At 49.7% G+C, this 13,180-nt stretch carries 10 protein-coding genes; all 10 read left to right on the top strand.

The genetic code is table 11. From position 1 onward, the window contains the following. The first annotated feature begins 116 nt into the window (after window positions 1–116). The 10 genes from R70331_RS22635 to R70331_RS22590 all read left to right on the top strand — a co-directional run bounded on the left by R70331_RS22635 (window position 117) and on the right by R70331_RS22590 (window position 13,158). Entirely contained in the window at window positions 117–1,049 is a 933-nt protein-coding gene (locus tag R70331_RS22635; RefSeq protein ID WP_042179336.1) for an ABC transporter permease, read from the top strand. Next, the gene (locus R70331_RS22630; protein ID WP_042179334.1) at window positions 1,050–1,994 is read left to right on the top strand and encodes an ABC transporter permease; all 945 of its coding nucleotides are present in this window, start codon (window positions 1,050–1,052) and stop codon (window positions 1,992–1,994) included. Between the two features lie 517 nt (window positions 1,995–2,511). After that, window positions 2,512–3,432: an ABC transporter ATP-binding protein gene (locus R70331_RS22625; protein ID WP_042179332.1), complete on the top strand. Its 921-nt coding sequence runs from the start codon at window positions 2,512–2,514 to the stop codon at window positions 3,430–3,432. Between the two features lie 161 nt (window positions 3,433–3,593). Beyond that, window positions 3,594–5,225 carry a bacillithiol biosynthesis cysteine-adding enzyme BshC gene (gene bshC, locus R70331_RS22620; RefSeq protein WP_042179330.1) on the top strand — a complete coding sequence of 544 codons (1,632 nt, stop codon included), beginning with the start codon at window positions 3,594–3,596 and terminating at the stop codon, window positions 5,223–5,225. Between the two features lie 37 nt (window positions 5,226–5,262). Continuing rightward, window positions 5,263–6,534: an adenosylhomocysteinase gene (locus R70331_RS22615; RefSeq protein WP_042179327.1), complete on the top strand. Its 1,272-nt coding sequence runs from the start codon at window positions 5,263–5,265 to the stop codon at window positions 6,532–6,534. A gap of 421 nt (window positions 6,535–6,955) precedes the next feature. Further along, window positions 6,956–7,393, top strand: coding sequence for a division/cell wall cluster transcriptional repressor MraZ (gene mraZ, locus R70331_RS22610; protein ID WP_038595376.1), 438 nt, complete (start codon window positions 6,956–6,958; stop codon window positions 7,391–7,393). Between the two features lie 40 nt (window positions 7,394–7,433). After that, window positions 7,434–8,387 (top strand): 16S rRNA (cytosine(1402)-N(4))-methyltransferase RsmH, encoded by a 954-nt coding sequence (rsmH, locus tag R70331_RS22605; protein ID WP_042179324.1) that lies wholly within the window; start codon window positions 7,434–7,436, stop codon window positions 8,385–8,387. A gap of 28 nt (window positions 8,388–8,415) precedes the next feature. After that, on the top strand, window positions 8,416–8,811 hold the full coding sequence (locus tag R70331_RS22600) for a hypothetical protein (protein WP_042179321.1): 396 nt from the start codon (window positions 8,416–8,418) through the stop codon (window positions 8,809–8,811). Between the two features lie 41 nt (window positions 8,812–8,852). Next, window positions 8,853–11,090, top strand: coding sequence for a penicillin-binding transpeptidase domain-containing protein (locus R70331_RS22595; protein ID WP_042179319.1), 2,238 nt, complete (start codon window positions 8,853–8,855; stop codon window positions 11,088–11,090). A 142-nt stretch (window positions 11,091–11,232) separates the two neighbouring features. After that, the gene (locus R70331_RS22590) at window positions 11,233–13,158 is read left to right on the top strand and encodes a stage V sporulation protein D (protein WP_042179316.1); all 1,926 of its coding nucleotides are present in this window, start codon (window positions 11,233–11,235) and stop codon (window positions 13,156–13,158) included. Window positions 13,159–13,180 lie beyond the last annotated feature (22 nt).

Here is a 13,180-nt window from a genome sequence, read left to right as displayed (position 1 = left end):
ATCGGCTAATAAATGTGATTATTTGGGAAAAATAGAAATTTGATCTGTTAGACAAATGATTGTTTTTTCCTTACAATAGGTAAGTAAAATTATTGTCGAAGGAGGTGATGGCGGGCATGATTCGTTATGTTTTTAACAGATTTCTCCACATGGTAGTTTCGCTGTTTGTATTGATTTCTGCGACCTTTTTCCTAATGAAAGCAATTCCGGGCGATCCGTTTACAGCTGAGAAAAAAATTCCAGAACAAATTTTGCAGCGTCTATATGCGCAGTATAATCTGGACAAGCCCGTCTTTGAGCAGTATCTGCTTTATCTGAAGAACATTTTAAAGGGTGACCTGGGCATTTCAATGAAAATGCTCAACCAGGAAGTAACCAATATTATCTCACAGACATTCTCCTCATCACTCAAGCTTGGGGTTGTCGCTATTATTGTAGCGGTTATCGTAGGTGTAGCGTTGGGGATGCTTGCGGCTTTATATCATCGTAAGCTGATTGATAATGTCGCAATGGTAATGGCTGTTCTCGGTATTGCGGTACCGAGCTTTGTTGTGGCTTCACTGCTGCAATATTTGCTGGCTTATCACTGGAAGATATTCCCTGTAATGGGCTTCAAGGGACCTATGAACTATTTCCTGCCGGTTATGGCGCTTACCGCATCTCCGATAGCCGTAATAGCTCGTCTAACCCGCTCCAGCATGCTGGAAGTACTGCATTCTGAGTATATTAAGACTGCTAAAGCCAAGGGTTTAAGCTGGTTTGAGATTGTGTCCCGTCATGTACTGCGTAATGGTATTTTGCCGGTCATTACCTATGTTGGACCTATGACCGCTAATATTATTACCGGTTCGGTCGTTATAGAACAAATCTTCGGTATAGGTGGTATTGGTAAACAATTCGTTCAAGCCATTAATACCCGTGATTATCCGATCATTATGGGAATTACAATTTTCTATGGCGTTATTTTGATGGTTGCACGTTTCCTTACGGATGTCGCTTATGTTGCTGTTGATCCGCGTATCAAACTTGCGGGCAGAAAGGGGGATTAAATGTTGGCTGCTAATAATACGGTTAAACAGGTTGAATTAAAGCCTGAGGACTTTCAGACAATTGGGAATAACCATAAAGAAGCAGAAGTAATACAGCGTGAGAGCCTTTCCGCCTGGCAGGATGCGTGGGAGCGTCTGCGTCAAAATAAGATGGCTATGACAGCATTGATTATCATGATTTTAATTGCTATTTTAGCCATTGTGGCGCCACACTTGGTTCCCTATACGTATGACTCGAATGATTTGATGAATACGAATAAGCCTCCTTCATGGGATCACTTATTCGGCACAGATGATTTTGGCCGTGACGTATTTGTCCGCACCTGGATGGGAGCCCGCATCTCCCTTATTGTTGGACTTGCGGCCGCATGTATTGACTTGATTTTCGGAGTTATTTATGGTGGTATTATGGGTTTCTTCGGCGGACGTATCGATAACATTATGAACAAGTTCTCCGAAATTCTGTACTCCATTCCTTACCTGCTTGTAGTAATTATGCTGTTGGTTGTCTTTGAACCAAGTTTAGGAACAATTATACTTGCCTTAACCATTACAGGCTGGATTAACATGTCCTGGATAGTACGCGGCGAAATTATGCAGCTTAAGAGCCGTGAATTTATTCTTGCCTCCCGCTCAATGGGGGCGGACTGGAAACGCCTGTTGTTTAAACACCTTCTGCCTAATGCAATGGGACCTATCATTGTTACCGTTACACTTTCTGTACCAAGTGCGATTTTCTCTGAGGCGTTTCTGAGTTTCCTTGGTCTGGGTGTACAAGCACCGGTTGCATCCCTGGGTTCGATGATTAATGACTCACTCACAGGCTGGATGTACTATCCTTGGCGTATGATTTTCCCGGCTCTGGTTATCAGCTTAACCATGCTTTCCTTTAACATATTTGGAGACGGACTACGCGATGCATTAGATCCAAAGCTTAAGAAATAGCTGACTATAACGGCTGTTTTAAAGTGGATTCTGAATAAATGGAATATTTTCGCAGGAAGATATTGGTATGATATTTCAAGACCCGATGACTTCTATGAACCTGACGATCAAAGTGGACAAACATTTAACCGAAGTTTTGATCTAACATCAGAAAATGTCAGCGGCCAAAGCGAAAAGCAAGTTTTTAAGATTCTTGAAATAGCCAGCATCCGAATGCTGAGGCTCGCTTTAACCAATATTCCACGGACTTTTCAACGGAATCTACTCTGCTGTAAAGTGGAGATATAGGATTGCTATGTGGAGATTCTGTCTAAACAGCAAATAGGGCGGGCTACTGATTAAGATCAACAGTACTCTCCCGGATTTGATTAAGACGTCGGCTGGCTTATGGACTCTGTGCATTGAATTGAAGTATGCATGTGTACGGACAGCTTGGCCCCGGCGCTACAAAATTCAGCAAAACGCATATAGCGCTTTGTTGGAATTTTTATTCGATGGCCAAGGAGGTGCAGTACGTTTGAGTAAGAACCTTATTGAAGTAGAAGGACTTAAAAAATATTTTAATGTTGGAAAAGGCAAAATCCTTAAGGCAGTTGATAATATCAATTTCTCCATTCGTGAAGGTGAAACCCTTGGAATGGTTGGTGAATCAGGTTGTGGTAAAACTACTGCTGGCCGTACGGTTCTCCGCCTATATGAACCTACTGCCGGAAGTGTAAAGTACAATGGAACGGATATTTACAGTCTGTCCCCAAGTAAAATGAAAGCTATGCGCCGCGATATGCAGATGATCTTCCAGGATCCGTACGCATCGCTTAATCCGCGTTTTACGGTCTCTGATATCATCGGCGAGGCACTTGATATTCACGGCATGGCCGGAAGCCGTGCTGAACGTAAAAAACGGATTGAAGAGCTGCTGGATATGGTTGGTCTCAACCATGACCATGCTACCCGTTATCCGCATGAATTCTCCGGTGGTCAACGCCAGCGTATCGGTATTGCCCGTGCACTTGCGGTAAACCCTAAATTCATCGTTTGCGATGAGCCGATTTCCGCACTGGACGTGTCAATCCAGGCGCAGGTTGTCAACCTGCTTAAAGAGCTGCAGGACCGTCTGGGTCTGACGTATCTCTTTATCGCACATGACCTGTCTATGGTTAAGCACATCAGTGACCGCGTAGCGGTAATGTACCTGGGCAGAATGGTGGAGCTCGCAGAGAGTGAAGAGCTGTATGCCAACCCGCTTCATCCGTACACCAGATCGCTGCTATCGGCGATTCCGGAGCCGGATCCGGAAGCGGAAGCAAACAAAAAGCGGATTCTTTTAAATGATGAGCTTGGCAGCCCGATCTACTCGGCTGACGATAAATCTAACGACAGTGACTTTGAGCTTGTGGAAGTTTCCAAAGGTCATTTTGTCGCTAAGAAGTTTGCTTAGAACAGACAGTGTTACAGATGCAGGCGGGAGCGTTCAGCTCCCGCCTGTTATGCGTAAGCCGGATTTCTTTGACGCGCGCCCTCACTTTGGATACAATCATATAGAGTTTATGGACTAGATGTTTACATATAGCAGGACTACTGAACAGGAGGCAATAAATTATGAAGGCAGTGCCGGAACCGATACCGGGCGGCTCTAAGCTCGCGCGTGATTATATAGGTCAGTATGAAACGGTAGACAAGCTGTATGGCGGGGATTTCAGAAATGAAGACAGCCGGGCTGCACGGGCGGACTGGCTGGATCGTACGGAGCATCAGCGTGCCGGGCGTGCCGGGGTAGCTGAAGTCCTGCGATGTTACAATCAGCAGCACAACAATCATTCTGAAGTGATGGCGTCACTAGACCTGCTGGAGCAGTCTGGAACACTGGTGATTACCGGCGGACAGCAAAGCGGCCTGTTTACAGGACCTCTCTTTGTGGTCTATAAGGCGGCAACAGCGATTCTGGCGGCAAAAGAAGCTGCTGCCCAGCTTGGCCGGCCTGTCATTCCGCTGTTCTGGATTGCGGGTGAGGATCATGACTGGGACGAGGTTAATCATACGTATGTATTAAACCGGGGCGGCGAATTAACCAAGATCAAGCTGGACAAGCCTGAAGGACCGCGGGCTTCAGTCAGCGGAATTACAGTGCAGCCGGAAAGCTGGCAGCAGGTAACGGAGCTGCTGGATGGCATGCTGCAGGAAAGTGAATTTAAACCGCAGATTATGGAGTTTATCCGCAAATCAACAGAGAGAGCCTGCAGTATGAGTGAGGCATTCGCCAAGCTGCTGGGATCCCTGTTCGGCAAATTCGGACTTGTTTTGCTGGATTCTGCCGATCCTGCACTGCGCAGCCTGGAGCGTCCGTTCTTCGCCGCTCTGATCGAACGGAACGATGAGCTCGAGTCGGCTTACAAGCAGGCGGCCGACGAGATTACAGCTGCCGGATATGAGCTGCAGGCTGAGGTGACCCCGGGCAACGCGAATCTCTTCTATATACATGAAGGTGCGCGGCTTCTGCTGCATAAGGCCGGGGATAAGTTCACCGACCGTAAGGGGACGGTAGCCTTTACCCGGGATGAGCTCCTGTCCATGCTGGAGGCACATCCAGAGCGGTTCAGCAACAATGTTCTGACCCGTCCGCTGATGCAGAATTATGTCCTGCCGGTGCTGGCTACCGTGCTGGGACAGGGAGAAATTGCCTACTGGGCAATACCGCGCAATGCCTTCGCCGTGGTAGATGATCAGATGCCGCTCATTATGCCGCGGATGTCTTTTACAATAATTGAAGGTACGCTTCACAAGCATATGGAGAAATACGGCCTTGCGTTCAATGATGTCCGCTCCGGACTTGACAGCAAACGCAAAGAGTGGCTTGCTGCCCAGGATGAACTTGAGCTGGACCGCCGTTTCCTTGAGGTTAAGGAGTCCTTCACGGCGTTGTATGAGCCGCTGATTGAACAGCTCGGCAGCATTCAAGCCGGACTGCTCAAGCTGGGCCAGAACAACAAGGAGAAGATTCTGGATCAAATCTCATTCCTGGCGGCCAAAGCCCAGGATGCAATGGAGAAGCAGAATGAAGCCGCGCTTCGTCAGTGGGAGCGGATAGAACTCTCGCTTATGCCTGCAGGCAAGCTGCAGGAGAGAGCCTATAACGTTATGTATTACTTGAACCGTTACGGTCTGGCCTGGCTCGATGAGCTGATGGAAATGCCTGCCGACTTCAGCGGAACTCATCGCATTATATATATGTAGGAACACGATTTAATCCATAATCTTAGGAGGTATTTTCATGAGTTCATTGTCGAAACAAAACAGTATCGTTGCAGATATGTCGCTTGCCCCGGAAGGCCATCTCAAAATCGACTGGGTCCGCCAGCATATGCCGGTGCTGAACCGCATCCGCGAGCAATTCGAAGCCGAGCAGCCGTTCAAAGGGCTTAAGGTGTCGATTACTCTGCATCTGGAAGCCAAAACGGCCTATCTTGCTAAGGTTGTCCAGGCTGGTGGCGCCGAAGTTACAATTACAGGCTCGAATCCCCTCTCTACACAGGATGATGTTTGCGCAGCACTTGTCGAAGACGGAATTACAGTATTCGCCAAATATAATCCGACACCGGAGGAATTCAAGTCGCTGAACATTAAAGCGCTGGAGAGCAAGCCTGACTTGATTATTGATGACGGGGGCGATTTTGCTACCTTGCTGCATTCTGAGCGGCCTGACCTGATGGAGAATATCCGCGGCGGTGCAGAAGAGACTACGACTGGAATTATCCGGCTTAAGGCGCTGCAGAAGCAGGGCATCCTGAAGTTCCCGATGGTAGCGGTCAATGATGCTTATTGCAAATATTTGTTCGACAACCGTTATGGGACAGGGCAGTCGGCCTGGGACGGCATCGTCCGCACAACTAACCTGATTGTAGCCGGTAAAACAGTTGTTGTCGTCGGTTACGGCTGGTGCGGCAAAGGTGTGGCAATGCGTGCCAAAGGCCTTGGAGCAAACGTAATCGTAACTGAAGTAGATGCGATCAAAGCAGTTGAAGCGCATATGGACGGCTTCCAGGTTATGAAGATGGAGGAAGCGGCGAAGCACGGTAACTTCTTCGTTACAGTAACCGGTAACCGTTATGTTATCCGCGGTGAGCATTACGATGTAATGAAGGACGGGGCAATCCTCTGCAACGCCGGACATTTTGATGTGGAAGTGAATAAGCCTGAACTGGCTGAACGTTCTGTATCCCAGCGCGTTGTCCGCAAAAACATTGAGGAATATCAGCTAAAGGACGGACGCAAGCTGTACCTGCTGGCTGAAGGCAGGCTGGTTAACCTCGGAGCCGCTGACGGCCATCCGGCGGAAATTATGGATACTACTTTTGCACTGCAGGCTCTATCGCTTAAATATGTAAATGACAATTACAAAAATATCGGTGTCAAGGTAGAAAACGTCCCGTACGAGCTGGATGAGCAGGTAGCCCGTTATAAGCTGGAAAGCTTGGGGATTTCAATTGACAGTCTGACTCCGGCGCAGGTCGAATATCTCGATAGCTGGAATCTGAATGATTAATTAGAGTGTGTATGGATTAGCAAAATGCCCGGAAGCCATACAGTGGCCCGGGTATTTTGCTGTTTATGGGCTTTATTCACTGATGCATCTACGTAAAACTTAACCTGATTTTCAACTTCGTTATATTTTCCCATACTCTCCCTCCTGGATATATCCGACTAAAGTCTGGACTTAAATAGGATTCAAGATAGTATATACCCCTTTTTCTGCTGTTTCACGCTTTGCTGTCTGTTTTTCTCCGGATCTGAGTCTGCAAAGGAATGGGAAGGCTGGAAGGATCGTTGAAATGATGACTTGACAAACAAGAAAAAATTACCTTTGGTGTGAAAAAGGTTTTTGATTTTTAATGGCGAATCTATTATGCTTAGGTGGTGTAAAGTGGGGTAAAGTGGGGAATCAGTAACGGGGAGTGGGTAAATCGATGTTTATGGGGGAGTTCCAGCATAGCATTGACGACAAGGGCCGGATCATTATCCCGGCTAAATTCCGTGAATTGCTCGGAACCTCTTTCGTTGCAACCCGCGGCCTTGATTCCTGCCTGTTTGTTTATCCCATGGAAGAATGGGGAATCATGGAGCAAAAGCTCAAAAGCCTTTCGCTGATGAAATCGGATGCCCGTGCCTTCAGCCGCTTCTTTTTCTCAGGAGCGACGGAATGTGTATGGGACAAGCAGGGCAGGGTTAATCTGCCGGGGAATTTGCGGCAATATGCCAAGCTGGACAAGGACTGTGTTATTCTGGGCGTTTCGAACCGGGTGGAAATCTGGAACAAAGAGCTATGGGAGCAGTACTTCGAACAGTCAGAAGAATCGTTCAACGAAATTGCCGAGAAGCTGGTGGATTTCAACTTTGACCTATAATACACAATACAATTCGAATACTGCCCTGGAGGGATGCAGCTTGTTTCACCACATCACGGTGCTTAAGGAAGAAGCGACAGAGGGGCTGCACATCAAAGAGGATGGCATATATGTCGACTGTACACTTGGAGGAGCCGGACACAGTTCACTGATTGCGTCCAAGCTTAGCGGTAACGGCCGGCTGATCTGTCTGGATCAGGATGACTGGGCTCTGGATAATGCTAAGGAGCGTCTGGCTGAATACGGGGAGAAGGTAGTGACGGTTAAGACCAACTTCCGGGATCTGGAGCAGGTACTGAAGACACTGCCGTTCGTACCGCAAAAAGACGGGGTTCCGCAGGTGGATGGCATACTGTTTGATCTCGGCGTATCTTCACCCCAATTCGATGAAGGGGAACGGGGATTCAGCTATAATCACGATGCCCCGCTTGATATGCGGATGGACCAGTCTGCAGAGCTGACCGCAGCCGACATTATCAACACTTGGCCTGAACAGGAAATTGCCCGTGTGCTTTTCCAGTACGGGGAAGAGAAGTTCTCACGGCGGATTGCCCGCAAAATTATCGAGAGGCGTGAAGAGCAGCCGGTTACAAATACCGGTGAGCTGGTAGAGCTGATCAAGGAAGGGATTCCTGCAGCTGCGCGAAGAACAGGAGGCCATCCGGCCAAACGCAGCTTTCAGGCGCTTAGAATTGCTGTGAATGATGAGCTGGGCGCTTTCGAGGAAGGGCTGCACGGAGCTGTGCGCTGTCTGGCGCCTGAAGGAAGAGTCTCGGTTATTACGTTTCATTCACTGGAAGACCGGATCTGCAAGCAGATATTCAGCAGTTATTTGAGCAGATGCACTTGCCCGCCTGACTTTCCGTTTTGCGTGTGCGGCGCTGAAGGCAAGCTGAAGCTGGTGAACCGTAAGCCGCGGGTGCCTTCCGAGGAAGAACTCGAGCACAACCCGCGCGCACGTTCCGCAAAGCTGCGCGTTGCAGAGAAATTATAGAAAACGACGATAAAGGAGAGTCAGAGAGATGGCCTATACCCGCGGCAATTTAGCAGTTCAACCTAAGAGAAAACAAGAGGTAAACCCGCTTTACCGCGAGAAGACAAAAGTTGTCACCAGACGGATGGTACTGCCGACCCAGGAGAAGCTGATCTATATGCTGACACTGGCGGCATTTGTGCTGGTGGCTGTCGCCCTGATTTGGCGTTACGTCCACATTTATGATTTGAACCTGCAGGCTCAGAAGCTGGATAGCAGCATTGCTGAGACACAAAAGCAAATTGCCACTTATCAGATGGAGAAGCAGACGCTGGAGCAGCAGGTAGCCGACAAGGCCAAGAAGCTTGGATATGTCCAGCCGCCTGAAGATTCCGCGATTTATGTGTCTGCGAACGGTAAGGCAGCTGACGAAAACAATAATTAGCGGCGGACAGGCTGCAATAATAGAGTTTGTGAGGTTTCCTTATGGTAAAGAGAATTAAACTTCGCACGCTGTTTATAGGAGGGTGTATTACCCTCTTTTTTCTTGTTTTAGTCGTCCGGGTCTTCTGGATTCAGGTGATGCAGAATGACTTCTGGCATGAGAAGGCAGTTACCCAGTGGGCCCATACCTCAGTTATCAAAGCGAAGCGGGGAAGTATCGAGGACCGTAACGGCAGTGTTCTTGCCAGTGATGTGCCGGCATATACGGTGGTTGTGAACCCTGAGGTTATCGCTGAAAAGGGCATTGGTGAAGAGGTGATTAAGGGGCTCCACGAGCTGCTGGGCAAACCGGAGGCTGAACTGAAGAAACTGGTAGAAGCCAAGGATGATAAAGGCAATTACCTGAAGAACCGTGAAATCCGCAACGAGGGCTGGAAGATTGATAAAGAGCTTGCGGATAAAGTGAGGGAATTCTATAAAGGGCTGGAGGAGAAGCATAATACGCTGGAGACCGGAGTCGGACTGATTACGGAGCAGAAGCGTTATTACCCCAAGGGTACTCTTGCTGCGCATATTTTAGGCTATACGAACCGTGACGGCGAAGCCATCATGGGGCTGGAGAGTTATTTTAACAAGCAGCTTCAGGGGACGAACGGCAAGCTCTACTACCAGAGTGACGGCAAAGGAATCAAGCTGCCGGATTCCCAGGATACTTATCAGCCCGCCGTCAACGGCACCAATATCAAGCTGACCATAGACAGCACGATTCAGCGTTATATTGAGGAAGCGATGCAGAAGGCTTACGAACAGTACAAGCCGAAGAGTATAACGGTTATTGCTGCTGATCCGAATACGATGGAAATTCTGGGTCTGGCTAATATGCCGACCTTTAACCCTAATGAATTCTGGAAGTATGCCTCCGATCCCGGGGTGTTTTTCAACCATGCTATCAAAACGAGATTTGAGCCGGGCTCCACGTTCAAGATTGTCCCGCTTGCTGGAGCGGTGGAGGAGAATTTGTTCGATCCTGATGCAACCTTTATGTCCGGTTCTATCCGTATCAAAGGATACGGCAAGCCGCTGTATGACCAGAATCGAAGCGGTTATGGTCAAATCACCTTCCTGGAAGGCGTGAAGCGCTCAAGTAACGTGGCCTTTGTCAAGCTTGGCTATGAAATGCTCGGTCCGGAGCGGCTGCTGCAGTACGTGGAGGATTTCGGATTTAACGATCTTACCGGCATTGACCTGCCGGGTGAAATCAGCGGTATTGTTAACCCGACACCGAACAATGCTTCGGAGAACGCGACGATCGCATACGGGCACGGTAAAGTGCTTGTTACTCCGATTCAGCAGCTTACCGCCATATCGGCCATCGCCAACGGCGGCAAGCTGATGGTGCCGCATGTGATCAAGGAGACCTCTGATCCCAATACGGGCCAGACTACCGTAACCCAGCCGCAGGTGGTGCGTCAGGTTATTTCCGAGGAAAGCGCCAGGGAAACCGGCAGCTATCTGGAGCAGGTGGTTGCTGACCTCGACCATGGAACCGGGCGCCATGCCTACATTGAAGGCTACCGGGTGGCAGGCAAGACGGGGACGGCAATAAAGCCTGACGGTAAGGGCGGGTATGACCGTGACAAGGTACGCTCTTCCTTCCTTGGATACGCACCTGCTAATAACCCGAAGATTGCAATCTATGTTGTCATTGACGAGCCTGCTGATGCTGTCGGCGGCGGCGCTGCGGCAGGTCCGGTGTTCAAAGAAATCGTATCCGAGGCATTGCCTTATATGGGAGTTCCTAAGGTTACAGCGGCTGTTGGAAGCAATGCTACTGTCACTGGCAAAGCTACACCTGCCGCGCAGCGCTCCGCACCTGACCTGACTGGAAAAACGATGCAGGAAGCCAGAAAATTGCTGATTGAGCAGGGCTTCGATTTCGAAACGGTCGGCAGCGGCAGCAGCGTAGTCAGCCAGTATCCGGAGGCGAAGACTCTGCTAGCTTCGGGGCAGAGAATCTATCTGTTAAGCCAGCAGAGCGATCAGGCATCCATACCTGACCTCAAAGGACAATCGCTGCGCGATGCACTGGAGGTACTCAATCTGCTTAGGGTGGCCATTTCTGTGGAGGGTGAAGGATATGTTACCGAACAGACGGAATCCACTTCAAACGGTAAAAAGCTGGTGCAGCTCAAGCTGAGTCCGCTCAATGCCTACGGCGAGAATATTCCGGTATCAGCAGCAGAAGATGAAGCAGAGGATGCCGCGGGAAGCGGCGGATAGCCGGCCGTTTGGCTGTTTGTTTTCTGAGTCTGCTGATATCTGCCTTTACCGTTGAGCCGGGCTTGTTCTAACCCCTGTTTGTCCCGAATAGTCATGAAGATAAGAGATCATGTCTATTACGAGGGAAAGCGGGGAACGCGAAATGAAGGTTTCAAAGGTTGTAACCCGGCGGAGAATGCTGTGGACACTGCTGGGACTGGCTGTGTTGTTCGGTTCACTGGCTGTACGTCTTGCCTATGTGCAGCTTTATCAAGGCGAAAAGCTTAGTGCCAAGGCGGAAGAGTCTTGGCGCCGTAATATTCCTTATACTGCCAAACGCGGTGAAATACTCGACCGCGAAGGCGTGTCTCTGGCCTACAATGTCAGCTCTCCTACCGTTTATGCCGTCCCCGTGCAGGTGAAGGATAAGCAAAAGACCGCTCAGCAGCTGGCTCCGCTTCTCGGTATGACTGAGGAGAAGCTGGTCACTTTGATGTCCAAACGTGAGTCATCGGTCAAGCTACAGCCCGGCGGCCGCAAAATTACGATGGAGCTTGCCGCGAGCATCCGTGATTTGCAGCTGCCGGGCATCGTTGTGGCTGAGGATAACAAACGTTATTATCCCTACGGTGATCTGGCAGCACATATTCTCGGTTTCACCGGAATTGATAACCAGGGCATTACCGGAATAGAGAGTATATACGATAAGCTGCTTCAGGGAATCGGCGGTAATATCTCCTATCTGTCTGATGCGGGCGGGCGGCTGATGCCGGGCTCCGCTGAGAAATACTCCGAGCCGCAGGAAGGTCTTAGCCTGCAGCTGACCATCGATAAGCAGATTCAGTCCATTATGGAACGTGAGCTGGATCAGGCGATGGTAAAATATCAGGCCCAGGGCGCATGGTCGATTGCCATGAATCCGAAGAATGGGGAGATATTGGCGATGGCCAGCCGGCCGGGCTATGAGCCGGGCTCCTACAAAGAATATGATGCCGAGGTCTATAACCGCAATCTGCCTATCTGGATGACCTATGAGCCGGGTTCCACCTTCAAAATCATTACACTTGCGGCTGCGCTTGAGGAAAAAAAGGTGGATCTGCAGAATGAGCGTTTTTTTGATCCCGGGTTTGTAGAGGTCGGCGGCGCAAAACTGCGCTGCTGGAAAAAAGGCGGCCACGGCAGCCAGACCTTTCTTGAGGTGGTTGAGAACTCCTGTAACCCCGGATTCGTTGCGCTGGGGCAGCGTCTAGGCAAAGAGACACTGTTCCAATATATCCGTGACTTTGGCTTCGGTACAAAGACCGGGATTGATCTGAACGGGGAGGCCAGCGGTATCCTGTTCAAGCTCTCTCAGGTCGGGCCGGTAGAGCTGGCAACGACAGCTTTCGGCCAAGGTGTATCCGTGACCCCGATTCAGCAGATTGCTGCAGTGTCGGCTGCTATTAACGGCGGCAAGCTGTATACCCCTCATGTGGCCAAGGCATGGATTAATCCGGAGACCGGCGAGACGGTATCAGAGGTACAGCCCAAGGAGGTCCGGCAGGTTATTTCGGAGGAGACCTCTAAGAAGGTGCGGGCTGCCCTTGAGAGCGTGGTTGCCAAAGGCACTGGCCGGCCGGCTTTTATTGACGGCTACCGGGTGGGTGGCAAGACAGGGACAGCACAAAAAGTTGTGAACGGCCGCTATTCTCCGACAGAGCATATTGTATCCTTTATCGGCTTTGCTCCTGCAGATGACCCGCAGATTGTAGTGTACACCGCAGTTGACAATCCAAAAGGCCTGCAGTTCGGGGGCGTTGTGGCTGCTCCGATTGTCCAGAACATTCTGGAGGATTCCCTCCATTATCTGAAGGTGCCGGAGCGTAAAGACCAGCTTCCCAAAACCTATAAATACGGGGAAACGCCTATTGTTACGGTTCCGGATCTTACCGGCGCTACAGTTCAGGATATTTATGAGGATCTGAATATGAACTTTACTCTTGCCCGTTCAGGCACCGGCAATACAGTGATTAATCAGGCTCCAAAAGCGGGAGCCAGAGTTGAACAAGGTTCGACAATCAGGATTTATATGGGTACTTCCAGTCAATGATAGAGGTAAGGCCAGTCTTCTT

The organism is Paenibacillus sp. FSL R7-0331 (assembly GCF_000758645.1).
GTDB lineage: Bacteria > Bacillota > Bacilli > Paenibacillales > Paenibacillaceae > Paenibacillus_AQ > Paenibacillus_AQ camerounensis.
The sequence above is the reverse complement of the archived record's forward strand: the minus strand, read 5'-3'. Positions and strand labels throughout refer to the sequence as shown.